Here is a 26,038-nt window from a genome sequence, read left to right as displayed (position 1 = left end):
ATTAAAATCGTCGCATTCTTGTAGCTTAAGGCCTTTCATGTTCGATATCACAAAAATCCGTGCTGACTTTCCAATACTGAATGAAACAGTCAATGAGCAGCCTTTGGTGTATTTAGACTCAGCAGCTACCTCGCAAAAACCACAGGCAGTTATTGATGCCCTTAGCCGTTTTTATAGCAAAGAGAACGCCAATGTGCACCGCGGCCGCCATACACTCAGTGAAAACGCGACACGCCAATATGAACATACCCGAACGCTACTCGCAGATTATTTCTCTGTAAAAAGTAATGAGATAGTGTGGACCAAAGGGGCAACCGAATCGATTAATTTAATCGCAAATGGCTTAGCATCTCGAATAAACTCTTGCGATAAGATTGCCATATCAGCCATTGAGCATCACGCCAACATAGTCCCATGGCAACAACTGGCACAGCGTACTGGTGCAGAACTTGTTATATTGCCTATTGAAGACGGTTTGGTCATTGATAGTGAAAAGTACAAAGACTTTATAAAGCTGTACCAACCTAAAATCGTGGCTGTTACCCATGCATCAAATACCCTTGGTAATATCACTGATTTAGCGCCGATCATTAGCGCATGTAAAGCCATTAATGCTATTTCTGTTGTAGATGGTGCACAGGCAGCAATGCATTTACGCCCTAATTTACAAGAAATTTCCTGTGATTTTTACGTGTTTTCTGCCCATAAAATGCTCGGCCCGACAGGTTTAGGTGGTTTATATGGCCGGTTTGAGCTGTTAAATTCGCTTGATGTTTATCAAACTGGTGGCGAAATGATCGAAACAGTGAGTCTAACACAAAGCACTTTTCGTGATGCACCGGGTAAATTTGAAGCAGGAACACCCAATATTGCAGGTGTAATTGCCTTTAGTGAGGCAATAAATTATTTAACATCATTAGATTTTCAGCAAATGCGTCAACATGAGCATACAGTTTTTGACTATGCGATAAAACAATTATCAGCTATCGATGGTATTAATATCTATTCAAACCAAACAGATAACATCGGTAACATTAGTTTTAATTATCGCGATGAACATCCGTTTGATTTAGCCACCCTACTTGATGGATTTGGCGTTGCCGTGCGTAGTGGCCATCATTGTACGCAACCTATAATGAACCATTTAGGTATACCAGGGACTGTAAGAGCAAGTTTCGCATTATATAACACTAAAGCTGATGTAGACGCCTTTATCAGTGCTGTTAAAAGCAGTATTGAGTTATTAGATTAATTTTGGATAAGTTATGAATTCAGCGTTTGAAGCCGTTAGTAAAAACATTGAAACAGCTGCTGGCTGGCAGCAAAAATATCGCCAAATAATGCTCTTAGGTAAGCAATTACCTGTTATGCCTGAAGTACTCAAAGTAGATGATGCCCTAGTTAAAGGCTGTGAAAGTAAAGTTTGGCTATATATCGACTTTGATCATACAGAAAACAGCCTGGTTTTAGCGGGCGATTCAGATACTCGCATCGTTAAAGGACTATTGGCTTTAATTTTAGCCTTATACAATGGTCTTACACCGGAGCAAGCAGCGCAAATAAATGCCTATGATGAATTTGAACGACTCGGTCTAATTAGTCATTTGAGCCCTTCTCGTGGTAATGGTATTAAAGCCATGGTTGATAAAATTCAAACCATGGCTGAACAAAAACAATAAGTTTTATAAACTACGCTGTTTTTTATCTAGGTATTTTCTAATCGCTTTGGCTGCAACAAAAAAGCCAAAGCTGCCTGTCACCATGGTTGCAGAGCCAAAACCATTATTACAGTCCATATTCATTGAACCATCTGCACCTTGTTTTGCTTGGCAAACCTCACCTTCAGAGGTTGGATATACAAGCTGCTCTGTAGAATAAACACAATCGACGTTAAATTTTCGCTTCGGATTGCTACTAAAGTTGTACTGTTTTCGCAAAATATAACGTACTTTTGCAAGCAATGGATCATGGGTTGTCTTTGCAACGTCACCAAAACTGATTTGACTAGGGTCTGTCTGCCCGCCTGCGCCCCCGGTTGTTATAACCGGTAACTTTATACGTTTACAATGCGCAATTAACGCTGCTTTTTCTTTTACAGCATCAATGCAATCAATCACATAGTCAAAACCTTGAATATGCTCTCGAATGTTATCTAACGTAATGAAATCATCAATAACATTAATTTTTATATCTGGGTTTATCAGCTCACAACGTGTTTTCATCGCTTCTACTTTTGCTTCGCCTACAGTACCAGTTAAAGCATGAATTTGACGATTAACATTGGTTGCACAAATATCATCTAAATCAATGAGAGTTAGTTGCCCAACACCCGTTCGAGCCAATGCTTCAGCAGCCCAGCTACCTACGCCACCAATACCTATGACACAAAAATGTGCTTGTTGTAACCAATCAAATTGTTGATGACCATATAAACGTTTAATGCCACCAAAACGGATGTCTTGTGTTGTTTCTTTCATTTACCAATCCAACGTCCAAGGAGCTGTCCACTCTTTGAATTCGTCTGAGTTAAAAACTTCATTAAGATGAGCACCTAAAGTGTAATCGCATCGATATTCTTTAAGCTGCCCTTTATAGCTAAATTGTAGTGCATAGGCATGCAAGTTTGTGCGCTCGTCTTGACTACCAGCATATGTAATATCACCAAGAATTGGAGCGCCTAAGCTTTTCATCGCGACTCTAAGCTGATGTGTCTTACCAGAGAATGGCTTTAACAAGTATGCACGTAACCCTGGTCGAATACTTTTTGAGTAAAAGCGTGTGATAGCAGGATTCGTTTGGCTTTTTAACAGCTTAAATGCACCACGACGACTTTTTTGCATATCCCCTTTTATCCAACCTTGCTTTTTCTTAGGCTTAGCATCACTCACGGCGAGATAAAACTTATTTATTTTATGATCAGAAAATAGCGAAGTGAATTCGGCTGCGGCTTCTTTGTTACGGACTAATATAATTAAACCTGATGTCACTTTATCTAGCCGATGAACCGGATAGAGCTTCTCATTAACAAGCTCTTCAGCAAGTACGACAAAACCAGCACATTGTTCACTATGAAAGCTCACACCTGCTGGTTTATAAAAAACAAAGAAGTCATCTTCACTGGCATGAAGATGAACAGTGTTTACATCATGCATTTTTAATTGCCAAGCACTGCAATAACGCGCGCTAAATCTTCAGGGGTGTCTACGCCTGCTTGCGGTGCACACAGAGCTTTTGCGATTTTAATTTTGTGACCATGATAAAGTACGCGAAGCTGCTCTAAAGACTCTAACAGCTCTAATCGAGATTCTGGTAATTCGATGTAGTCCTTAATGAAGCCAGCACGATAAGCATAAATACCAATATGGCGCGCAAAATCAGCAAGATCTAGCTTATCTCGGTCATCATTCATCATCGCATCACGGTGATAAGGGATTGGCGAACGCGAAAAATACAGTGCATTGTTGTCTGCATCGTTAATAACTTTTACACAGTTGGGATTAAATATATCGTCAATCTCATCAATGCTGGTGCTTAATGTTGCCATTGGCGCATCAGAATCAGCAAGCAGCATGGCAACTTGAGATACATTTTCACTCGCCAATAAAGGCTCATCACCTTGTACGTTCACAACAATAGTGTCACGTTCAAGTTTTAACTGTTCAACAACTTCAGCTAAACGTTCTGTGCCTGATTGGTGATCTTCACGTGTCATCAATACATTATCAGTAAACTTCTTTACTGCATCAAACACTGTTTGATGATCAGTCGCTACATAAACTTGTGATGCACCTGATGCAACCGCTTTTTCATAAACATGTTGGATCATTGGTTTACCACAAATATCAGCAAGTGGTTTGCCTGGTAAACGTGTCGATGCGTAGCGAGCTGGGATAACGACTACGAATTCCACTTATCAACCTCTTCTTGGCTTAATTCACGGGCTTCATTTTCTAAAAGCACCGGAATATCGTCTTTGATTGGGTACGCTAGTTTCGCAGCAGTACTGATAAGCTCTTGATTTTCTTTATCAAGACGTAGTTTACCTTTACATACTGGGCAAGCGATAATTTCAAGTAATTTTGTATCAAAGGCCATTGAGGATCCCTTTTTGTTTTAATAATAAATTAAGTTTTTCGATAACTGCTGCTGTTGGTTTTGCATCAACAGGCAAATAATACCAATTTGGTTTAGCAAAACTAAAGCATTTAACTGCATCTTTTTCTGTCATAAATACGGCGTCATCTGCAAAATCGCTAAAGTCACTTGCTTGGTAGGCATAATGATCACGAAAATGATGAGTAGATAGCAAGTTTATGCCTTGCTGCTCAAGACTTATCTCAAAGCGTTTGGGATTACCAATAGCACTGACTGCATGGCCTTTATCTTGAACTGAATTGGCAAGTTCTGAATTACTCACAGTTCGAAATGGGCTTGATGTTAAATCATAGCGGCTTAGTGCGTTGCCACCATTTTCGATGACTAAATCAACCGATTTTAAGCGCGCTTTGGTTTCACGAAGTGGACCTGCAGGCATTAATAAACCGTTACCAAATTGGCGTTCACTATCAACAATGCAACATTCGATATCACGCGCCATTTTATAATGCTGCATGCCATCATCAGATATAATGACATCGATATCATATTGCTCTAATTTTTTTATACTGGCTTGTCGGTCAGGGCCAACCATTACAACACAACCTAGGCGGCGTTTAATAAGTACTGGTTCGTCACCAGCTTGCGCTGTACTCGTATGTTCAGTCACTAACAAAGGATACGAATCAGACTGACCACCATAACCACGACTGATCACAGCCACTTTTAAACCTTGCTGCTGTAAGTACTCAGCAAGCCAAATAACAAATGGCGTTTTGCCGTTTCCACCGACACTAATGTTACCAACAACAATGACAGGAAGATGCGTTTTAAATGCTTTTAGTATATTAAACTTATATAACAAAGCACGAAGCGTTGAGATAAGCCAAAAAAGCAAACTGAAAGGTAACAGCAGAACGCTGAGTAACCCTGGCTTTTTATACCAGCTTTTTTCAATAACACTCACTACTGCTCACCAAATTGCATCTTACATAACGCACTATAGGTACCGTCTTTTTCAAGAAGCTCGCTATGTGTGCCCTTTTCGATAACTTGACCATGGTCGATGACATAAATGCAATCACTGTTTTCTATTGTTGATAAACGGTGTGCTATCACAATCGATGTTTTTTCTTTCATTAAGCTATCAAGTGCTTGCTGGATCAATTTTTCAGATTCAGTATCGAGAGCAGATGTCGCTTCATCAAGTATCAAAATAGGGGCATCTTTTAATATTGCTCGGGCAATGGCTATACGCTGACGCTGACCGCCTGATAACATTACGCCGTTTTCACCCACCATGGTATCTAAACCTTCTGGTAAGTCTTTAACAAACTCCCAAACATGTGCTTGCTTGGCAACCGCCATTAACTCCTCGTTTGTTAATTCGCGGTCGAGGCCATAGCAAATGTTATTAGTTATGGTGTCGTTAAATAAAACCACTTGCTGCGAAACCAGTGCAAATTGCTTACGTAAGTCTGTCAGTTTGTAATCAGCGATATTGACGCCATCAAGCAAAATTTCACTGCCAGCTTCAAGCTCATAATAACGTGGTAATAAATTTGAGATGGTCGATTTACCTGAACCAGAACGGCCCACTAACGCAATACTTTCACCGGCATTAATCGAAAGTGATAAATTCTTTAATACTGGCTCATCTTTCGTTGGGTATTTAAAGGTCACATTGTTTACTTCAATTTTTCCCGTAACTTTATCAACGCTGTAAGTACCTGTGTCTTTTTCTACTTCTTCATCAAGTACTAAAAAGATACTTTGCGCTGCAGAAATACCACGTTGTAAGTCGCTATTTACGTTTGAAAGTTGCTTAAGTGGACGCAGTAACATCATCATTGATGAAATAAGTAATACGAAGTCGCCAGAACTTATGGTATCAATCATTGACGGCATAGACACAACCCATAAAATCACGGCCATCGCGCTTGCCGCTAATATTTGAATTACAGAAACACTTAACGCTTTGGTCGCATCCATTTTAATGCGCTGCTGGCGATTATGATTATTAATAGCCGAAAACTGCGTTATCTCTTGCTTTTGACCACCAAAGCCATGTATCACTTTGTGACCAGATAGCATTTGCTCTGAGCTGCGAGTTACTTGACCCATAGCAGATTGGATTTTTTTCGAAATCATACGAAAACGTTTCGAAACAAAGGCAACGATCACGGCCACCAGCGGAATAATCACTAAAAATATCAGTGACAGCTTCCAACTGGTATAAAACATATTAAAAAGTAAGAAAACAACAAACGCCCCTTCTCTTACAACAATTAACAGGGCTTTAGTTATTGCCTGTTGAACCTGCTCGGTATCGAAGGTGATTTTAGAGATTAAATCGCCATTTGAATTCTTATCATGAAAAGACACCGGCAGATGTAAAATATGTTCGAATAATTGTTGGCGCAACGTTCTTACAACTTGAGAGCCAACATAACTTAAACAGTACGACGACATATAGTTAAACATGCCACGACCTAATACCAATGCAATCACAACAAATGGTGCATAAGTTAAAACATCAGTGTTACGATCATTTAAACCTTCATCAATGAACGGCTTCATTAAATTGATAAACAATGCATCCATGGCTGAATAGCCAATCATGCCTACAATGGCGAAAAACGCGATTAACTTATAATCACCCACATAACTGATTAATCGCTTATAGATTTGGGATGTAGTTTGATCCATAACACTCTCTTATTCATAGACTTCGACTATTGTAGCCTTTAGGGGGTAAAAACAAAACGTCAATCTTGTTCGAACCAATAACTTTCCTGCTCTCGCGCAAATTCTAAGCGATATTTATCTTCGTAAAATTTTAGGCGTATATGGCCATACTCTGCCGTCGATAATTGCTGTATGTGGTGTTGGTTATAACGATTTACAACCTCAGGATGAGGAAAGTGCCATTGCCCGTGGTAAGCAGATGAATGGATAACCACTTCAGGGTTTACTGCATCTATAAATTCATAACTTGAAGAAGTATTACTACCATGATGGGGGCTTATTAAAATAGTCGCTCGTAAATCCAGCCCCTCTTCAACAAGTTTAGTTTCTGCCTCTGTGGATATATCTCCAGTCAGTAATAGTGAATAATTAACCCCCGTAATTTTTAACAAGCACGACTGATCATTACGACTCGCATTTTCTACCTTTGCTGTAAAACTCCTGATATTAAGCTCATCAAGTTTTAGCGTTGTTGTTTTGCACTTATGTTCCAGCCCCTGTGGATGAAAAGTAGCTAAAGTATCTTTATAGCCCACCATTTTCCAACTTGCTAAACCGCCGGAATGGTCGTTATCTAAGTGGCTTATTATTGTGGCGATAACAGATAGCTGCTGTTTAGTGATGTTGTTAACTAATACACGGCGTACATAATCATAACGACCAAAATACTGTGGACCTAAATCATAAATTACCGCTTTATTTTTACTGCTTACCATCACCATTAAGCCATGTCCGACATCAAACACATCCAACTGAAACTTTGCTTCTGGTTGTAATTCACTATCAACGGCATAAATGCACACTGGAATTAAACACACATATTTATTTGGGCTAAAGTACAACAGCAGAAGTGTTATGTAACTGATGATCAATAATGAAAAATTAAACTCATTGAACGATAACCAACGCCAGTCATTAGGGATAGAAAGCAGTAATTGATAACTAAAATACAGTGCACTGTCAACGAGTGATAACAAACCTGAAATATCCAGTAGGCTAGAAATCAGACCATAAAAAATCAACAAAGGTAATAACAGCAAACCAACCAAGGGCACTGCAATAAGGTTAATCAATAAACCTATGACGCTAGTGCCTGAGAAATAATATAAGGATAGAGGCAGTAAACCGACAAATAAAGCGCACTGAACTTGCAGTAGCTGTGCAAATCGCTTTAAAAAACCAAGTGATAAATTAACTGTCATTTTAGTCAGTAGAAAGATGATCGTCACGGCCAAAAAACTAAAATAAAGTCCGGGATTCAAAAGCGCAAATGGGTCTATAAACAACACCACACTCAAGGCGTACAAGATTGAACGCCAACGCACTGGGTTTTTCCCTAGGTTATAAATAACAAGGTAACAGCCTAACATCAGCAGCCCTCGGCTTGCTGACACAATGAAATCACTTAAGTAGACATAGACGAATGAGCAACTGAACCCTACTAAAACAAATAACTTATTTAATTGAATTGATTGGCTTACACGTAAATGACTCACTCTTAACAGCCACTTACTACTATAAAAGCCGACAGCAAAGATAAGTCCGATATGAAGACCTGAAATAGCAAGTAGATGAGACAAACCTAATTCACGCAGGTGCTTTCTATCTTCATAGCTTATTTTACTTTTGTCACCGGTTAAAAGCGCATAATAAAGCCATTGTAATCGGGTGTTTGCCGTCACTTTTTCAATATATGTACGGTAACTCATACGCAGGGAGTCATATCTATGATGACCTAAATAGCTTATCTCTCCTACGCTTCGACCTTTATAAAATACTCGCTCAAGTAATGCTTGTCGTTCCCTATTGAAACTGTAGAAATTTTTTACAGACCGATAAGGTTTAAGTTTGAGTGCTGCACTTAATTCAACTCCACGAGTAACGGGTTTATCTGAAGTAATGCTTAACATTGCATAAGGAGCAGGACGCATGCTTGCAGGGCAAAATTCAATATTTTTTAGACTTGCTTTAATGTAATAAGGGCTTTGTTCACTGTATGTTTCAACTACCTGAAATCGAACTATTCGGCTTTGTTGATAATCTATTTGACAGTCAGAGATGGAGTAAAAGATGAAGTAATGAAAAATCACTACTAAAATAGCGCAAATAAACCCTGACAATAGAGTTAAAAAAGGCTTAAAATAGGCACCTGCTAGCAATACAGCAAAACTCATTATATAAAACGCCGCAGTGCCAAATGTATATAGGGTGAAAAAACAGCCTATGACAAAGCCGCTGCATAACCAAATAGATGTAAATGGTTGCTTTAAATGGCTAAGAAAACGATCCAACGCTTTTTACCTGATCATAACAAGGTAAAAGAACACAAGTATTTAAGAATTTTTGGTCGTTTATTGCATGATGCCAATTTATGGCACTTAAATAGACGCTCAGCACGCGGTGCATTTGCGGTTGGTTTATTTTTTGCGTTCATCCCTGTTCCTTTTCAAATGGTTCTTGCAGCCGCCCTGGCTATTCCATTTCGAGTGAATTTACCGATTTCTGTTGCAACAGTGTGGATCACTAACCCACTAACCATGCCTCCTATTTTCTATTGTTCATATATTGTAGGCACGATTGCCCTTGCTCAGCCACGGCAGCACTTCCAATTTGAACCAAGCTGGCAATGGTTTATAGATAGCCTTACAACAATTGGCCCAGCATTTTTAGTTGGCTCATTTATTTGTGCAACAGCTGCGGCAATCATTGGTTATTTTGGTACCGACATGCTTTGGAAACGCTCAGTCCGTAAAGCATGGATACATCGACATAAAAAATAACTGATTTCAGTATAGACAAAAAACCCAGCTTAAAGCTGGGTTTTTTATTTCTTGCAAGAAAGCTATTTGCTTTGCAAACAACTCTCTAATTATTACTTCTTACGAAATACACGACGTGCTGCTGCAAATGGTAATAGCAATAATGCATACCAAGGGAAGCTTGCTGATTGACGCTCGTATTGTTCAACTTCTTCTGCAGGGCACTCTTCAATTGATCCACTAATTGGTGTTAACTTAACAGGTACTGCAATACTTTCATATTCAACATTACCGTTAAGATCGACTACCGTGTTACCGAATGAATCTGTTTTTTCTACCGTTTTGGTAGCAACACCGAAGATTTCATTATTGTTGTTAATCGACTTGGCTTCAGCAACAACGTATTTAAATCGTGTTTCACCATCTTCTTCATAGCAAGGTAATAGATTGTTTAAATTTACGACTTTATCTTCGCCGATGGTGTACATAAAGCCTTCACGACGACGTGTAGACGTATTGTAGATATCGGTTTCACCTTCTCCGACTATGATACCATTATCATTTATGTCATTAGCGATTGAGCTAGAACTCGAGAAATAATCAGTCGGGAAAACAACACTATCGCTAGCCTTGTCGTAATAGAAAAATTTAGTACGATTTGTACCATCTATTCTTTTGGCAGCGTAACCAGCCACAATATCGTTATTATTTAAAGCTAGAGCTTGACCCGTTCTCCAGTCATCTTCAAAATCAATAAACTCTTTTACTTCACCATTTTCGAAAATTACCGGCATAGAGTAAATGCCATTTTTATAACGAACGTCTGATGAACCTACGACTAAACCATTTTCATTTATTGCAATAGCATTGCTACGAAAAGCAAAGTCTTCATCATCCTCTGGAGTTACACCTAAACCTAATATTTCGGTATTTGTAATATTTAAATTACTATCAAGTGTCCATTTAACAGCGCGTTTATGAAAAATGCCTTTTCTATAAGTACGGTTTAAGGTTTCAACACAATCAGAAACTGGCTCGTCTTCATTATCACATCGATCATCGATATCATCTTGAGGATCAATTGGAATACCAGTAGATACGGTACCTACCACTTCGTAGCCAGCGTTTGTTTTGGTAATACCGTAAGCTGCGCTAATACCACCGTGCTCATCAAACTCAGGAACTAAAGGTACTTCGACACCATTAGCACCAATAACAATGCCTCGGCTGATAAATTCACGCAAGAAATGAGTTTCTTCTTCGTCTTCATCTGTTTGGGTAAAGGCGGTTTTCTCGTAAGGTGCACTACCCCAGCCAACCATTACACCATCATCAGCAACTGCTGTTAGGAGGTTTGATGTTGAACGGGTCAAGCCATCATAATCAAGCGATGCTTCATCAAATAACACCTGCTCCTGCGAGCCTTCGGCATTGTATATCGTTGCAATTGCGCTCGATATTTTCTGAAATTCTGAATCATTTGAACGGCTATCTGTCGCTAAGAATCTTATCATAAACGAATGCGCATCAGCGTTGGTATTTACTGCATCGTTATTTTGTATATCATCTAACGTAAACGTAATTTCTTTATCAATTGATTCTAAGCGCGCTTTTTCTTGGTCATAAGCATTTTTAATGTTGCTTTCTTCAAAATCTATGTAAGAAACGTCTACAGGTAATTTGTACATACCATTTGCAAGACCAATGATATGACCGTTTTCACTAACATCCGTTATATAATTATGCTTAGAGCCTTCCAGACCACCTAACTCTTCTAATTTATAGGTCGCGCTCATCGCTGAGGTACTTAGAGTAGCTAAAATACTGGCAGCGAGTAATTTATATTTCATTTTAATCCTTACTACTGATTCTTTAAATCTTCGAGTTCTTCCCAGCGCTCAAAAGCGGCTTCAAGCTCAGACTCTAACTGGGCTAAATGGTTCAATGCTTCTGATGTAATTGCAGCATCTTGCTTAAAAAAGTCAGGGTCATTAACCACAACTTGCTGAGCGTCTAACGCTTTTTCAAGTTGTTCCACTTTACTGGGTAATTCTTCTAATTCAAGTTTTAATTTGTAAGAGAGTTTATTACTTTTCTTTGGTGTTTTATCTTGGCTAACAACGGCCGGCTTTTCTTGCTTAATTTGTTGCTGTTGTTGTTTTTCTTGCTCAGCTAAATGAGCTGCATACGCTTCATAGTCGCTATAGCCTCCGACAATGTCGGTGATCTTGCCGTCACCTTCAAATGCCCATACAGAATTACAGGTATTATCTATAAATTCACGGTCATGGCTAACAATCAGCACAGTGCCCTGATATTGGTTAATGATCTCTTCTAAGAGTTCTAAAGTTTCAATATCGAGGTCATTGGTTGGCTCATCGAGAACAATAATGTTAGATGGCTTTAAAAATAACTTTGCTAATAATAAGCGGTTCTTTTCCCCACCAGAAAGTGCTTTTACTGGCGTACGTGCCCTTGCCGGTGGAAATAAAAAGTCTTGTAAGTAACCGAGTACATGACGTGAGCGCCCGCCCATCATCACTTCTTGCTTACCTTCAGCGACGTTATCTTGTACCGTGGCTTCTTCATCAAGCTTTTGACGATACTGGTCAAAATAAGCAAACTCTAAGTTAACACCTTGCTTAACACTACCGCTATCTGGCGTTAAGTCACCAAATAAAATTTTAAGCAGTGTTGTTTTACCAATACCATTTGGCCCAACAAGGCCAACACGATCGCCACGCATAACAAGGGTCGAGAAATCTTTTGCGATCACTTTATCTTTAAATGCATGACTAATGTTTTTTGCTTCGAAAACTAACTTTCCTGAACGATCAGCAGTTTCAATATTGAAATCGGTTTTACCGACCTGTTCAACACGCTGCTTACGCTCTTTACGCAAGTCTTTTAATGCGCGTACTCGGCCTTCGTTACGCGTTCTACGTGCTTTAATACCTTGGCGGATCCACGCTTCTTCTTCTGCTAAGCGTTTATCAAATAATGCGTTTTGCGTTTCTTCTACTTTTAAATCATGCGCTTTTTGTTCAAGGTATGTCGCATAATCGCCAGGGTAAGAAACCAACTTACCACGGTCTAAATCAAGAATACGGGTTGCAACTGCTCGAATGAATGCACGGTCGTGAGAAATAAAAACGATACCGCCTTTAAATTCTTTTAAAAATTGCTCGAGCCAAATAACACTGCTCATATCCAAGTGGTTGGTAGGCTCATCAAGTAGCAGTAAATCGGGTTCACTAACCAAGGCTCGTGCAAGAGCAACTTTACGTAGCCAACCACCCGATAATGATTCAAGCTTGGCTTCTGGGTCTAGTTCTAAACGAGATAAAACGAGCTGAATACGGGTATCAAAACGCCAGCCATCAACGGTTTCTAATTGATTAGATAAACGCTCTAATTTATTCAGCAATTTATCGTTATAGTCTGTTTGCATTTGATTACTAACTTGGTGATATTCTATTAGTAAGTTAGCTATGTCAGGCATGCCCTGCGCTACATAATCAAATACTGAGCCTGCAGCCCCTTTTGGTGGATCTTGCTCTAAACGAGAAATGCGAATACCGCCTAATTGGTTGATTTCGCCATCATCCAATGTTACTTGGCCATCAAGCACTTTTAGCAGTGTTGATTTACCTGCACCGTTTCGACCAACGATACAAACGCGCTCTCCTGACTCAATAACAGCATCGGCATCATCTAGTAGCGGATGCGTACCATAAGCGAGTTGAGCTTTGGCTATTCTGATTAAATCCATCGTGATTACTACTCTTATTCTTTATTATTAGCAATAAATTGCGCTAATTGCTCAGCATTAAAAGGCCAAAATAATTTTTCGCCTTGATGAGACTCCACAACCGGAATACTGGTTTGGTAAAGTTCAATCAGCTGTTCACTGTCCATAATGTCTTTTGCTACAAACGAAGCGTTTGCAGCAATTAATAATTCATCGGCCATTTCACACAGATGACAGCCATCAGTGTGGTACAGGGTAAAATTAGCCATGGGTAATAAGCCAGCTATTATGAATTTGCTTATTACGTTTAAAGTCTGGTGATAAAGTCATGTCAGAAATGTTTTCTGCTTTTAAACCCAGACCCATTAGCCCTACTTCATCCATGCTAAAGCCACGCTTATTGTTTGAGAATATAAGCGTACCGTTCGGGCTTAAAATCTTCTTAACCCAAGTAAGTAGTTTGATGTGGTCGCGTTGTACATCAAACGCATCTTTCATACGTTTTGAGTTTGAGAACGTTGGTGGATCTAAGAAAATTAAATCATATTGGCCTTGTGCATACTCAAGCCACTTCAAGCAGTCTGCTTGCTCAAAACGATAACGGGTATTACTGATATCATTCAGGGCAAAGTTTTCTTGCGCCCACTTTAAGTAGGTTTTTGACATATCAACCGTTGTAATGGCTTTGGCACCACCCACAGCAGCATGCACAGATGCGCTGCCTGTATAAGCGAACAAGTTTAAGAAGCGTTTGCCTTGTGCGTTTTGTTGAATATAACGACGAGCTAAACGGTGATCTAAGAATAAGCCAGTGTCTAGATAATCAAATAGATTAACTTTGAATTTAGCGCCAAACTCTTCAACTACTTGAGTACGATTTTGTTTTGCTACCTTGGTATATTGCTCTTCACCTTTTTGCTTTTTACGCACTTTAACCGCAATGTTTTCTGGTGCAATCTTTAACTGCTCAGCAGTCAGGCTGATCACATCTTGCAAACGTTTTTGAGCTGTATTGTCGTCGATTTCTTTCGGTGCAGCATATTCAAAAATGACTGCTGAATCATCGTACACGTCAACAGCTACATTATATTCTGGAATATCCGCATCATAAACACGGTAGCAGCTTACTTCATTTTGTTTTAACCAGTTCTTTAAATTTTGCTTATTTTTCTTTAAACGGTTTGCAAAGGCTGTTGAACCCTCAAAATTAAGGGCTGGCTTATCTTCTTTACTAAGTTCTACTTGTTTATCGTCAAGTTGGTAAAGATTTAATACAACATCTAACGGGCCATTTTTAAACTTATAGCGTTTTAACTTAACTAACTTTAATAATTTAAATAAGCTTTCGTCGGTGCCTAGTAGAGCGAGTTTCCAATGATTAAAGTGCTTTTTAAAACCTACACCTAAGCTACGGTGTAAGTTAACCAGCTCAGCCATTGAGCCTAAACGTTCACCATAAGGTAAGTTTGAAATCACCACACCAGGTAGTTTTGCAACTGACGTTAACTTAGTCGCATCGCTTTGTTTAAACTTAATCACATTACCAAGGTCTGCACGCTCTGCGTTTTCTTGAGCTTTTTTAATTACACCAGCGTCAATATCATGGCCAATAAGCCAAAGTTTAGGATCTGTAATTTGAGCCGTTAGTTCTGCTTTTAATTCTTTGTATTTTTGAATACGGAAACTAGGCAAGCGCTCAAAGGCAAAACCTTCACGGAATAACCCCGGCGCTTCATTACGAGCCATGCTTGCTGCTTCAATTAAAATGGTACCAGCACCGCAACATGGATCAAATAAAGGTTGTTGTACGTTTTCAAGCCAACCACTTCGCTTTACAAGGGCTGCAGCTAAATGCTCTTTTATCGGCGCTTTACCTTGATCTTGACGATAACCACGCTCAGATAAACGCGGGCCAGAATAATCGATATAAAGCGCAACACCTTGACGGTTCAATCTTGCTACAACTCGAACGTTGGCATTGTATTTATCAACATCAGGACGTTGCTCGAATAAATCTGCAAAGTAATCAACAATCGCATCTTTTACAACTAGACCAGAAAATTGGGTATTTTTTAAATCGTTATTAGTGCCGCTAAAATCAACAGCAAAGGTTTGTTTTGGGCCAAACCACTCCTGCCACGGTTGAAGTCGGGCAAATTGATAAAGGCTGTCTTTGTCTTTTACGCCTTCTTTTTCTTCTATCAGCATCATGATACGAGTCGCAAAACGGCTCGATAAACAAATCTTTTGTGCTAATAAGCTATCTGCTTCAAAACGTACAGAGCCCACGGTTTGTTTTGAGACTTCTGCACCAAGTGCTGTAAGCTCATCAACAAGTAAATTTTCTATTCCGATAGAAGTAAGTGCGATAAATTGCAAAGTAAAAACCCTTAAATGCTAATTGCGCAGGATTATAGCATAGCTTGGCGAACAAAAACGCCAACATTTGCAGGGATATTAGGCAGATTTAAACTGTTTTTGTTGAATATAAACAGGATGGATACGGTTATTTAAAACCTTAATAGCCTCAAACTGTTCAAGAGAAAGGTTTTCGTCTAATTGAAAGTGTTGGCTTAGGTTAATACACACTGAGGCTTCGCTTGAGTGGTCAACAATTAAAAACTCCCCTTCTTGTGCCTGTGAGCACAATTTCACTACAGCTTCGACACTTGGCTGGCTGCCATGATACTCATGAAAGAACCAACTTTTTGCAAGTACTGGCTTTAAATGAAATTTGACCGCAGTGGCATTTAGCGCAATTTGGCAAAGCTCTGCAGGGCTCCATAATGAGAAAGTTTCGAGGTATTGATAAACTTGCTGATAAAATGCAGCGTCTTCAAGGCTAAAGTTTGGCTCTTGTAAAACAGCATCAGTGAGTTGGCGAAGTTTGTAGGGCGTGCACAGCTGCATATTTTGGTCTAGGTCAACCAAAAGACGATTATTTTTCGCACAAGCAAGCCATTTCCATTGCTTAGATGCTTGTAACATGTCTCCTCCCTAAAGAATAAATACTGTGCGCTTAATCATAAATTATAACTAAAGCAGACCATTAATAAAATGATTTCTTAGAACATTTTATTAATGATCAATTGCTTAAATAACTGATCCTTATAAGCTATTTAGGATCGTTTTTACCAATTCTGGGCCTTTATAAATGAAACCAGTGTAAACTTGTACAAGGTCTGCACCCGCTGCAAATTTCTCTTTTGCAGAATCAGCATCATCAATACCACCCACACCAATGATAGGTAACTTACCATCAGTTAAACGCTTAAGCTCACTAACTACGTGGGTTGAACGCTGACGCACAGGCTGGCCAGATAAACCACCCGCTTCATTTGCGTATTGTTGACCTTGTACCATTGCGCGCTCAAGTGTCGTGTTTGTAGCAATAACACCATCGATCTTATTGTTGATCAATGACTCACTAACTTGGCCGATTTGTACTTCATCAAGATCAGGCGCAATCTTAACCAACATAGGCACTTGTTTGTTATGTTTAGCAACTAAATCAAGTTGTTCATTCTTTAAGCTTTGTAATAAGTCATCAAGCGCTTCGCCATATTGTAAGTCACGAAGACCAGGGGTATTCGGTGAAGAAATATTTACTGTGATATACGATGCATGTTCAAATACTTTACGCATACAGTGAATGTAATCATCTTTACCCTGCTCGTTTGGTGTATCTTTATTTTTACCAATATTAATACCTAGAATACCGTCATATTTCGCCGCTTTAACATTGTTAACTAGGTTATCAACGCCCTTATTGTTAAAGCCCATACGGTTAATAATCGCATTTGATTCAGGTAAGCGGAAAATACGCGGCTTGTCATTACCCGCTTGAGGACGTGGCGTAACAGTACCTACTTCAACAAAACCAAAACCCATTTGCGAAAATGCATCAATACACTCGGCATTTTTATCTAAGCCTGCCGCTAAACCTACTGGGTTTTTAAACTCTAAACCTAAAAAGTTGACGGGTTTATTAGGGACAGATTGAGACCACGTAGCACTCAATGGCGTATGAGCAAATCGGCGTAAATTATTAAGTGCAAATTCATGAGCCCACTCCGCATCACGGGTAAACATAAAACGGCGAGCTAGATCATAAAACATGGTTTGTTCCTTAGGTAAAAATAAACAAGGTAGCCGTTTATAAACGGACCATTGCAAATTAAGGGCAAAAAAATACCCCAGCGAGCTGGGGTATGTATTTTAACGACTTTTCACTTATTTGGAAGTGTCACAGTTGTGGCTTAACAACATTAGTTCACGAAGTGCCACTGAGAACTTCGCAAAATCATGGCTTTGCGATGTTTTGAACTCAGATAGCATCTGTTTCCAACGTTGTAATAGTAGATCTTGGTTATCCATCCACTCATCAATTTGTGCATCAATGTCTTTGCTGTCTGCTGCAAAGCTATTAAGTACCACAGCTGATAATGTACGTTGTTGCCAATCCAGCTCTTCACGGTAAGAAGCACGAGCAAGTGCTTGCCAGTGGTTCGCAACTGGTTGGTTGGTGATTTGGTCAAGGAACCAATGTAAGCCCATACGCGCACCCAGCTTGAAGTAGGTATTAGAAACCATATCAATGCTACGCTCTGAATTATTTGCAATTTCAGCTAAGTCCATTACAGAGAATAAGCTTGATAGTGACACAATACGTGTTGCAAGTGCTTTTGGTACATTGCTGTCAATTAGCTTCTCTGCTGCTTTAACTAGGCGCTCGCTTTCTTTTTCAACCATGTAGCTGTTTAAGTTTTCACTTAAATCAGCAAATGTTGGTGCAAAGAATTCAATTGCTTGCTCAATCGTTTGTGCTTTATTGCGATGACGTAAGAACCAACGTGTTGCACGACGAACCGTACGACGTAATTGATATAGCATTTCTGTTTGTACAGCTGCTGGGATCTTATTATCAAGTGCAACAATTGATGACCATGTTTCTGGCATCTGGAACACTTCTTTTGCAATTGAGTAGCAAAGTGCGATTTCAGCTTCGTTAGCACCTGTTTCTTCGTGCATACGAACCATAAAGTTAAGACCCATATCGTTAACGATGTTGTTTGCAAGTTTCGTTGCGATAATCTCTTTACGAAGTGGGTGGTTATCCATTGCATCGTTAAACTTCTCACGAAGTGGCACTGGGAACGACTTAACTAATAACTGACGGTAGTAAGGGTTTTCAGTGATTTCATCAACCACTAGAGACTCTTTAAGAACCATCTTCGCGTAAGAAACAAGTACAGAAAGCTCTGGACGAGTTAAATCTTTACCCGCTGCTGCGCGCTCTGCAAGTTCTTCATCCGTTGGGATGAACTCAATTGCACGGTTAAGCTTGCCATCTTTTTCAAGGGCATGGATGAAACGTACTTTCTCTTTAAGCGTTGACGTACCTTTTGATTGAGTAATCGATAAGGTATGCGTTTGACGGTAACAGTCTTTTAATACTAACTCAGACACTTCATCAGTCATTGAATAAAGTAACTCATCACGCTGTTTACGTGTTAAGTCACCTTCAGCAACTAGGCCATTAAGTAAGATCTTGATGTTTACTTCGTTATCTGAACACGCAACACCACCTACGTTATCGATGAAGTCAGTGTTAACACGACCGCCTTTAGCCGCAAATTCGATACGACCTAATTGAGTCGCACCTAAGTTACCGCCCTCACCTAAGATCTTCGCACCAAGCTCAGAACCGTTAATACGAAGTGCATCATTCGCGCGGTCACCAACATCAGCATCAGTCTCTTTAGAGTTCTTGATGTAAGTACCGATACCACCATTCCAAAGTAAATCAAACTCCATCATTAGAGCTGCTTTGATTAACTCGTTAGGTGTCATGCTCGCTTTCTTAGTGCCAAGCATTTTCTTCATTTCTGAGCTTAAGCTAATTGATTTAGCCGCACGTGAGAAAATGCCACCACCTTGTGAAATAAGGTCTTTGTTGTAATCTTCCCAAGAAGAACGCGGTAGATTAAATAAACGTTCACGCTCTGGGTAAGATGTCGCTGCATCAGGGTTTGGATCAACAAAGATGTGCATGTGGTTAAACGCTACTTGTAAGCGAATGTGCTTAGAAAGCAACATACCATTACCAAATACGTCACCCGCCATGTCGCCGATTGCCACAACAGTGAAATCAGTTGTTTGACAGTCAATGTCCATTTCACGGAAATGACGTTTAACAGATTCCCACGCACCTTTCGCTGTGATACCCATTTTCTTGTGGTCGTAACCTACTGAGCCACCTGATGCGAATGCATCACCTAGCCAGAAGTTATATTCATTTGCGATGCCGTTAGCGATATCAGAGAAAGTCGCAGTACCCTTATCGGCAGCTACAACTAAATACGGGTCATCTTCATCATGACGAACAACATCAACTGGTGGAACAATCTCACCACGTTCAATGTTATCTGTGATATCTAATAAACCACGGATGAAAATCTTGTAACACTCTTGGCCTTCTTTGAAGAATGCTTCACGGTCTGTCGGTAGCTGTTTACACACAAAACCACCTTTCGAACCGACTGGCACGATAACCGTGTTTTTAACTTGTTGCGCTTTAACAAGACCCAGCACTTCAGTACGGAAGTCTTCACGACGGTCAGACCAACGTAAACCACCACGAGCAACTTTACCACCACGTAAATGCACACCTTCAACGCGCGGCGAGTATACAAAGATCTCAAACGCAGGCAGTGGTAATGGCATTTCAGGGATCATAGAAGGCTGAACTTTGAACGATACGTATGACTTAAATTGGCCGTCCGCTTCTTTTTGGAAGAAGTTCGTTCTAAGAGTTGCATTGATCATATCAACGTATAAACGGATGATTCGGTCGTCATCTAGGTTTGCTACGTTTTCTAGTTCAAGATTAACTTGTGCAACTAGCTTCTCAAGTGTCTTCTCACTGCCAGGGTTCTTAACTGAGAACTTTTTAGTGAATAAGTTAACGATTTGCGATGCAATGTGCGGGTAATTTGCAAAGGTACTTTCGATGTAAGTTTGCGAGAAAGTGACACCAATTTGACGCATATATTTAGCGTAGGCACGTAGAATAGACGCTTCACGACCTGTTAAGCCACCCATTAATACTAAACGGTTGAAACCATCGTTTTCTAAACGGTTATTCCACACATTCGTTAACGCTGCACGAAAACGCGCTGACACTTTATCAAAGTCAGCAATGCCCTTGTTGTCAATTAGCATGGTGAAATCCATGATCCAATTAACTTTACCGTCAGTCGTTTTTACTGAGTAAGGTGTTTCACCAACTACGCGTAAACCAAAGTTTTCTAACATCGGCATTACGTCAGATAAGTGAATTGGTACATCTTTATGGAATAAGCTTAAACGAACAACATTGGTGTTTGCTTCTTCTTGTGGACGGTAGAACAACATCTCTAGTTTGTTCTCGTCGTTTAGAAGTTCTAGCTTTTCAATATCAACAACCGCTGCACTTGGTAAAACCTGATCTTTATACGCACTTGCAAACGCTTGTGCATATTTACGGTTTAATTCTTTACCGCGTGCTTCACCTGCGCTTTCAAGTAGTGCAGATTGGAGTCTATCTTCCCAAGTACGGGCAGCTTCAATTAGGTTGTTTTCGATGTCTTTCACGTTATATTCAATATTATTGTCAGTCACACGCACCGTGTAATGTGTACGGGCTAATGTTGACTCAGAGAAGAAAGTAGTAAATTCGACTTTGTCGTCAGAATTAAATGCATTGGCTAAGATACGTTGCGTTTCACGACGTAGTGCCGTGTTATAGCGCTCACGCGGAACATATACCATGCAAGAGAAGAAACGGCCATATGCGTCTTTACGCACAAAAATACGGCACATATCACGCTCTTGTACTTGTAATACGCCCATGGCAACTTCAAGTAGTTCAGCTTCACGTGCTTGCACAAGCTCATCACGTGGATACGTTTCTAAAATATTTAATACCGCTTTATATGCATGAGTGCCTTTAGCAAAGTCACACATTTCCATAATGCGGTTAATCTTACTTTTCAGTACAGGTACATCAGCGGCGCTGTTGTTGTAAAAGCTTGATGAGAATAAACCAAGGAAGCGGTCTTCACCAATTACATTGCCTTCATCATCAAAACGCTTAATACCCACGTAGTCGATGTATGCAGGTCGATGTACACGAGACACTGAATTTGTTTTCGTTAAAATTAATAAGTTACTGCTACGCGCTTCTTGACGCGCTACTTCAGGTAACTCAGAAAGTAAACGGCTATGCTCTTCGTCTGTGTTTTTCATTAGACCAAGGCTGGTGCCCTTTTTACCTTTTAACTGGTAATCACCTTGCACTGGCGAAAGTTCATACTCACGGTAACCCATTAGCGTAAAGTTATCTTTAGCTAACCAGTCTAAAAACTCTACCGTTTCTGCAACTTCGCTTTCGTTATTATTATGGTGGCGTTTAGGTAAGTCTTTCGTTACCGCAATAAGCTTCTCACGAATTGGCTGCCAATCTTCTACAGCGATAGATACGTCAACTAACACAGACTCAAGTTCTTTTTTGAAAGACTCAATTACTTTTGCATCTGTTTGACGATCAATCTCGATAAAGAACACAGTTTTTGTCGACGTTGATTCTTGCTCTGCTTTTAAGCTTGAAATACCGGTGATTTTAGCATTTTTATCACGTTGGATTTTCAGCGGAGAGTGAAGTAATAAGTGAGAAGCGATGTTTGCGCGGGTCATGGCCATACGCACAGAATCAACTAGGAAAGGCATGTCTTTCGCGATGATTTCAACAATAGTGTGCGATGACTGCCAGCCATCTTTTGCTACTTCAGGATTGAAAACACGGACAACCGCGTCATCAGAATTATTTTTTTCTAGCGAGTTCCATAGGCTTAGTGCAGCGCCATATAAGTCACTATCGTTGCGATGTGCCAAATCCTCTTTAGACATATTGCTGTACAAGGCTTTGGCGAATTTCTCAACGAGTAACACATTATCAGCGTGAACTTTTTTCTGGATCAGCTTACAGACATTATCTAAGATAACCGAGGCTTGCCCTTCATTTCGTGTCATTGTATGTTCCTTAATCTATACTACTTATCGATTAGTAGAATATTTGTACAGCCATTTATTAGCGTGGAGTCAGGTAAATTCTAACTCTTTTACAGCTAATAAACAGCCTTTTCGATGAAATCATTTTAAGCTTTTCAGCTATTTGGTCATCTATTCACAAAATATAGATATAAATGGCCATTACTGGCCATATCGGAGCACAATTATTCACATTATTTTTTCTGGTCAGTCCAGAGGAAGTTACCAATTGCAGGTAAAAGTAGTACTGCACCCAACATGTTAACCAAAAACATGAAGGTTAGCAGAATACCCATATCCACTTGGAACTTCAGATCAGAGAAAATCCATGTGCTAACACCAATGGCTAAGGTAATACCTGTGAACAACACTGCACTACCACGCTCTGCTAATGCATTACGATAAGCCACTTCCAGTGCCACACCTTGTTTTAGCTGCCCCATCATTGATGACAGTATATAAATCCCGTAATCGACACCAATACCAACACCTAAAGCGATAACTGGTAATGTCGACACTGTTAAACCTATTTCTAGTTGTACCATCAACGCTTGCGCTAAGGTTGATACGATGTACAGAGGTAATACAACCGCGACCGTTGCCTTAACACTTCTAAAGCTAATTAAGCATAGCAGGATTACGGCGCCGTAAACGTAAAGCATCATAGGTAGCTGTGCAGCTGATACAGATTCGTTCGTTGCAGCCATTACACCGACAGGGCCTGACGCTAGCTTAAACTTTAACTCATCGGTTTCTTCGGCCTTAGCAAACTCTTTAACTTTAGCTACCACATGGTCAATCGTTTCTGCTTTGTGGTCATTTAAGAAAATAATCACTGGCATTACAGAGCAGTTACCATCGAGTAAACCTGAGCTTGTTTCAACGCGTGAAGTAGCTTGCACTAAACTTGCCGTATTGCGTGGCAGGCTTTGCCATTTTAAGTTACCTTCGTTAAAGCCGGCATTCACAGATTGCGCTACTGAGCTCAGGCTGACAGCCGATTGTACCCCGGCAACGTTTTCCATCTGCCATTGGAATCGACTAATACGCTCCATAACATCATGCTCAGTACACGCAGCAGGATACGCTTCAACAATCACTTTTAGAATATCTGAAGATATGGTGTATTTATCTGATATTAAGAAAGTATCTTGGTTATAACGGGCATCTTGATGCAGTGATGGTGCACCAGCATGTAAATCACCGATACGCATCTTATCAGCTTGCCAATAGCCGACAGCGAATAACACGGCTGTCAGTGCAATGATGAACACAGCTGTTTTACGGTCTGTTGCTTTAACTAAAAGTTCACGTAGTTTATCTAAGAAGTTCGGTTTGTCTGTATGTGTACCCGCTTGAATATGCACAGAGCCTTCAAAGCGCATGTACGATGCCCATACAGGTAATAAAATTAAGTTGGTGAAAATAATTACCGCCACACCTAAACTCGCTGTGATAGCAAGTTCACGAATAATACCAATATCAATGGTGAGTAAGGTTAAGAAACCAATTGTGTCAGATAGCAGCGCGATACCACCTGGGATCAGAAGTGCTCTAAAGCTTGCCTGACAGCAAACCCGAGTTGAACTACCCGTAGACACTTTTTTACCGATGTCATTAATCATTTGCACGCCATGGCTTACACCAATCGCAAACACTAAAAACGGTACTAAAATTGACATAGGGTCTAAACCAAAGCCTAAGCTTGATAGCAAGCCTAACTGCCAAACAACAGCAATGATTGAACAGGCAATCGGTAAAATTGTCAGTTTTAAAGAGTGGCAGAACAGCCAAACCATCACAAATGTGAAAGCAATGGCAATAGCAAAGAATAGCAGTACGCCCTTAGCGCCCTCTGCGACATCCCCTGCCATTTTTGCAAAACCGATAATATGAATACTGACCTTGTCAGTACTTAGCGGTTCACGAACTTGTGTTTCTAGCTTTTCTGCAAACGCTAAAGTGTCGAGTTTTTCTTGCGTTTGAGGATCAGTCTCGAGTAGCTGAGCGGTTACCATTGCACACGAATAGTCGCTTGCAATCATACGACCAACGACTTTTGCTTTTTCGATGTTTTCTTTTACAACCGCAAGACCACGTTTATCAGCGGTAAAGTTTGCTGGAATAATTGGACCGCCAGCAAAACCATCTTCAACCACTTCAACAAAACGCGCACTCGGTGCGAAGATTGAATTTACCAATGGGCGATTTACACCAGGAATAAAGTAAAGCTGATCATGAACTGCTTTAAGTTGGGTGAAAAATTCCTCATTAAAAATATCACCATCTGCATCACAGACAGAAATCAAAATGCTGTTAGCGCCACCGAACTGTTTTTCATGTTTGGTGTAAACTTTCATGTAGTCATGATTAAGCGGAATATTTTTATTAAACGACGCGTCTAATTGAATTTGTGTTGCTTTGAATAATAAGAAACAGGTGATCAAAGCAAAGGAAATAATTGCGAATAAGCGATGACGAAACACCGCTCTTTCTAAAATATCTAAAAAACCACGCATTACGGATTCAACTCCTTCACTTTAATGCCATTTTCTGAAGCCATAATTAGTTTGTCTTGAAACACGACACCATCAAGTAACGATTTACCATCAGCCATTTGTTGTTCTGATAATTGGCCATCCTCAATTTGGAAAATCACCCCGCTGTTGGCAAATAATAACCACTGGTTGTTGTATTTAATCGCGCTATTCACGGTTGCATAACTGTCGTGTGGTATTTGTTGCCATTGATCACTGCCGGCTTGTCGAGTGAAAATGTTGCCTCGAAGGCCTGCAACTAGATCTTCACCACCTTGATCTGCAGTTGACGCAAACGTAAAGAAAGAGCCCATATAGATCTCTTCAAGACGCCGCCATGTTTGACCATTATCGAAACTTTGTGCCATTAAACCCATTTCACCGGCTAGAAATAGACTCTCCTCAGTTTTAACGATGCGATTAAAATGCGGCAGTATTGAAGCAGTTTCAATTTCATAGCCTTCTGGGTCACTGTCTTTTAAATCATTGAGGTATTCACGGTCTTCTTCAAATAACAGGCTATCTAAAAAACGTTTCTGCCAAGTTTGGCCACCATCGTTAGTTTCAAAAAACATTCCGTATGCACCAACTGCATAGCCATGTTGTTCAGTAGTAAATAAAATATCTAAACATGGCTTATCCATGTTTGGTAAAGATTGCTGTAACTGCCAGGTTTTTCCTGCATCTACAGTATTAATGATGGTTGCATCATGACCACATGCCCAGCCTAAATCGTTATTATAAAAATCAACGGCTGTTAGCAGCACTTGAGTAGGCACACTGGCTTGTTGCCAAGTTTGAGCGTCTGTACTTGTGATAACCACACCGTGTTTGCCAACTGCAATGAGATTTGGGCCAGCTAGTTCAATGTCGGTGAGAAGAGTTTTGTTTGCGTTAACAGCGCTAATCGCTTGTTGCGGCATAGGCATGTCTTGAGCAAAACATGAAGCACTATAAGCAAGACAGGCATAAAGCAAATACTTCATAAAGATAAATCGCCTTCGAAAAAATAAAAAGAGAAGTCAAAAAAGCCACTGAGAAATCTATTGCGTGTACTG

19 protein-coding genes are annotated in these 26,038 nt (G+C 40.0%); 3 read left to right on the top strand and 16 right to left on the bottom strand.

Features of this window, described 5'->3' with window-relative positions; all coding sequences use genetic code 11:
- The first annotated feature begins 37 nt into the window (after positions 1-37).
- Both KQP93_RS08175 and KQP93_RS08170 read left to right on the top strand, forming a co-directional pair.
- Positions 38-1,252, top strand: coding sequence for an aminotransferase class V-fold PLP-dependent enzyme (locus KQP93_RS08175; protein WP_217876618.1), 1,215 nt, complete (start codon positions 38-40; stop codon positions 1,250-1,252).
- A 13-nt stretch (positions 1,253-1,265) separates the two neighbouring features.
- Positions 1,266-1,679, top strand: a complete 414-nt coding sequence (locus KQP93_RS08170; RefSeq protein ID WP_054551375.1) for a SufE family protein — start codon at positions 1,266-1,268, stop codon at positions 1,677-1,679.
- A 3-nt stretch (positions 1,680-1,682) separates the two neighbouring features.
- On the opposite strand, the gene tcdA is transcribed toward KQP93_RS08170, so the two are convergent.
- The 7 genes from tcdA to KQP93_RS08135 are packed head-to-tail and all read right to left on the bottom strand — an operon-like array spanning position 1,683 to position 9,017.
- Positions 1,683-2,477, bottom strand: coding sequence for a tRNA cyclic N6-threonylcarbamoyladenosine(37) synthase TcdA (tcdA, locus tag KQP93_RS08165; RefSeq protein WP_054561573.1), 795 nt, complete (start codon positions 2,475-2,477; stop codon positions 1,683-1,685).
- Positions 2,478-3,152, bottom strand: a complete 675-nt coding sequence (locus KQP93_RS08160; protein WP_217876617.1) for a TIGR01621 family pseudouridine synthase — start codon at positions 3,150-3,152, stop codon at positions 2,478-2,480.
- A gap of 2 nt (positions 3,153-3,154) precedes the next feature.
- Positions 3,155-3,910, bottom strand: coding sequence for a 3-deoxy-manno-octulosonate cytidylyltransferase (gene kdsB / locus KQP93_RS08155; protein WP_217876616.1), 756 nt, complete (start codon positions 3,908-3,910; stop codon positions 3,155-3,157).
- Entirely contained in the window at positions 3,898-4,095 is a 198-nt protein-coding gene (locus tag KQP93_RS08150) for a Trm112 family protein (protein WP_036968654.1), read from the bottom strand. The genes kdsB and KQP93_RS08150 overlap by 13 nt, the downstream gene beginning before the upstream one ends.
- Positions 4,085-5,062, bottom strand: a complete 978-nt coding sequence (gene lpxK, locus KQP93_RS08145) for a tetraacyldisaccharide 4'-kinase (RefSeq protein ID WP_217876615.1) — start codon at positions 5,060-5,062, stop codon at positions 4,085-4,087. Before lpxK ends, KQP93_RS08150 begins: the two co-directional genes overlap by 11 nt.
- Positions 5,062-6,804 carry a lipid A export permease/ATP-binding protein MsbA gene (gene msbA, locus KQP93_RS08140; RefSeq protein ID WP_217876614.1) on the bottom strand — a complete coding sequence of 581 codons (1,743 nt, stop codon included), beginning with the start codon at positions 6,802-6,804 and terminating at the stop codon, positions 5,062-5,064. The genes lpxK and msbA overlap by 1 nt, the downstream gene beginning before the upstream one ends.
- Before the next feature lie 59 nt (positions 6,805-6,863).
- On the bottom strand, positions 6,864-9,017 hold the full coding sequence (locus KQP93_RS08135) for a DNA internalization-related competence protein ComEC/Rec2 (protein WP_217876613.1): 2,154 nt from the start codon (positions 9,015-9,017) through the stop codon (positions 6,864-6,866).
- A 96-nt stretch (positions 9,018-9,113) separates the two neighbouring features.
- Here KQP93_RS08135 and KQP93_RS08130 point away from each other — a divergent pair, with 96 nt between their 5' ends.
- A complete protein-coding gene (locus KQP93_RS08130) occupies positions 9,114-9,623 on the top strand; it encodes a DUF2062 domain-containing protein (protein WP_217876612.1) in 510 nt (169 codons plus the stop codon).
- Positions 9,624-9,715: 92 nt separating this feature from the next.
- Here KQP93_RS08130 and KQP93_RS08125 read toward each other — a convergent pair whose 3' ends face one another.
- The 9 genes from KQP93_RS08125 to KQP93_RS08085 form a co-directional block, all read right to left on the bottom strand.
- A complete protein-coding gene (locus KQP93_RS08125; RefSeq protein ID WP_217876611.1) occupies positions 9,716-11,452 on the bottom strand; it encodes a DUF3466 family protein in 1,737 nt (578 codons plus the stop codon).
- Positions 11,453-11,463: 11 nt separating this feature from the next.
- Positions 11,464-13,374 carry an ATP-binding cassette ATPase Uup gene (uup, locus tag KQP93_RS08120; RefSeq protein WP_217876610.1) on the bottom strand — a complete coding sequence of 637 codons (1,911 nt, stop codon included), beginning with the start codon at positions 13,372-13,374 and terminating at the stop codon, positions 11,464-11,466.
- 14 nt (positions 13,375-13,388) lie between these two features.
- Complete coding sequence (locus KQP93_RS08115) at positions 13,389-13,622, bottom strand: glutaredoxin family protein (RefSeq protein WP_217876609.1); 234 nt, start codon at positions 13,620-13,622, stop codon at positions 13,389-13,391.
- Positions 13,615-15,732: a bifunctional 23S rRNA (guanine(2069)-N(7))-methyltransferase RlmK/23S rRNA (guanine(2445)-N(2))-methyltransferase RlmL gene (rlmKL, locus tag KQP93_RS08110; RefSeq protein WP_217876608.1), complete on the bottom strand. Its 2,118-nt coding sequence runs from the start codon at positions 15,730-15,732 to the stop codon at positions 13,615-13,617. Before rlmKL ends, KQP93_RS08115 begins: the two co-directional genes overlap by 8 nt.
- A gap of 78 nt (positions 15,733-15,810) precedes the next feature.
- Positions 15,811-16,341, bottom strand: coding sequence for a cell division protein ZapC domain-containing protein (locus tag KQP93_RS08105; protein WP_217876607.1), 531 nt, complete (start codon positions 16,339-16,341; stop codon positions 15,811-15,813).
- 120 nt (positions 16,342-16,461) lie between these two features.
- The gene (gene pyrD / locus KQP93_RS08100; protein ID WP_217876606.1) at positions 16,462-17,472 is read right to left on the bottom strand and encodes a quinone-dependent dihydroorotate dehydrogenase; all 1,011 of its coding nucleotides are present in this window, start codon (positions 17,470-17,472) and stop codon (positions 16,462-16,464) included.
- Positions 17,473-17,586: 114 nt separating this feature from the next.
- Complete coding sequence (locus KQP93_RS08095; protein WP_217876605.1) at positions 17,587-22,425, bottom strand: NAD-glutamate dehydrogenase; 4,839 nt, start codon at positions 22,423-22,425, stop codon at positions 17,587-17,589.
- Positions 22,426-22,637: 212 nt separating this feature from the next.
- Entirely contained in the window at positions 22,638-24,962 is a 2,325-nt protein-coding gene (locus KQP93_RS08090; protein WP_217876604.1) for an efflux RND transporter permease subunit, read from the bottom strand.
- Positions 24,962-25,966, bottom strand: coding sequence for a WD40/YVTN/BNR-like repeat-containing protein (locus KQP93_RS08085; RefSeq protein WP_217876603.1), 1,005 nt, complete (start codon positions 25,964-25,966; stop codon positions 24,962-24,964). The genes KQP93_RS08090 and KQP93_RS08085 overlap by 1 nt, the downstream gene beginning before the upstream one ends.
- Positions 25,967-26,038 lie beyond the last annotated feature (72 nt).

The sequence above is a fragment of the Pseudoalteromonas shioyasakiensis genome, assembly GCF_019134595.1.
GTDB classification, from domain to species: domain Bacteria; phylum Pseudomonadota; class Gammaproteobacteria; order Enterobacterales; family Alteromonadaceae; genus Pseudoalteromonas; species Pseudoalteromonas shioyasakiensis_A.
The sequence above is the reverse complement of the archived record's forward strand: the minus strand, read 5'-3'. Positions and strand labels throughout refer to the sequence as shown.

Bases quoted from the DNA above. Each gene is read 5' to 3' on its own strand.
- KQP93_RS08125 (WP_217876611.1), bottom strand. From the start codon at position 11,452: ATGAAATATAAATTACTCGCTGCCAGTATTTTAGCTACTCTAAGTACC.
- KQP93_RS08160 (WP_217876617.1), bottom strand. From the start codon at position 3,152: ATGCATGATGTAAACACTGTTCATCTTCATGCCAGTGAAGATGACTTC.
- KQP93_RS08105 (WP_217876607.1), bottom strand. From the start codon at position 16,341: ATGTTACAAGCATCTAAGCAATGGAAATGGCTTGCTTGTGCGAAAAAT.
- KQP93_RS08175 (WP_217876618.1), top strand. From the start codon at position 38: ATGTTCGATATCACAAAAATCCGTGCTGACTTTCCAATACTGAATGAA.
- KQP93_RS08135 (WP_217876613.1), bottom strand. From the start codon at position 9,017: ATGAGTTTTGCTGTATTGCTAGCAGGTGCCTATTTTAAGCCTTTTTTA.
- uup (WP_217876610.1), bottom strand. From the start codon at position 13,374: ATGGATTTAATCAGAATAGCCAAAGCTCAACTCGCTTATGGTACGCAT.
- KQP93_RS08170 (WP_054551375.1), top strand. From the start codon at position 1,266: ATGAATTCAGCGTTTGAAGCCGTTAGTAAAAACATTGAAACAGCTGCT.
- KQP93_RS08090 (WP_217876604.1), bottom strand. From the start codon at position 24,962: ATGCGTGGTTTTTTAGATATTTTAGAAAGAGCGGTGTTTCGTCATCGC.
- KQP93_RS08085 (WP_217876603.1), bottom strand. From the start codon at position 25,966: ATGAAGTATTTGCTTTATGCCTGTCTTGCTTATAGTGCTTCATGTTTT.
- KQP93_RS08115 (WP_217876609.1), bottom strand. From the start codon at position 13,622: ATGGCTAATTTTACCCTGTACCACACTGATGGCTGTCATCTGTGTGAA.
- pyrD (WP_217876606.1), bottom strand. From the start codon at position 17,472: ATGTTTTATGATCTAGCTCGCCGTTTTATGTTTACCCGTGATGCGGAG.
- KQP93_RS08150 (WP_036968654.1), bottom strand. From the start codon at position 4,095: ATGGCCTTTGATACAAAATTACTTGAAATTATCGCTTGCCCAGTATGT.
- msbA (WP_217876614.1), bottom strand. From the start codon at position 6,804: ATGGATCAAACTACATCCCAAATCTATAAGCGATTAATCAGTTATGTG.
- KQP93_RS08130 (WP_217876612.1), top strand. From the start codon at position 9,114: ATGGCTAAGAAAACGATCCAACGCTTTTTACCTGATCATAACAAGGTA.
- tcdA (WP_054561573.1), bottom strand. From the start codon at position 2,477: ATGAAAGAAACAACACAAGACATCCGTTTTGGTGGCATTAAACGTTTA.
- KQP93_RS08095 (WP_217876605.1), bottom strand. From the start codon at position 22,425: ATGACACGAAATGAAGGGCAAGCCTCGGTTATCTTAGATAATGTCTGT.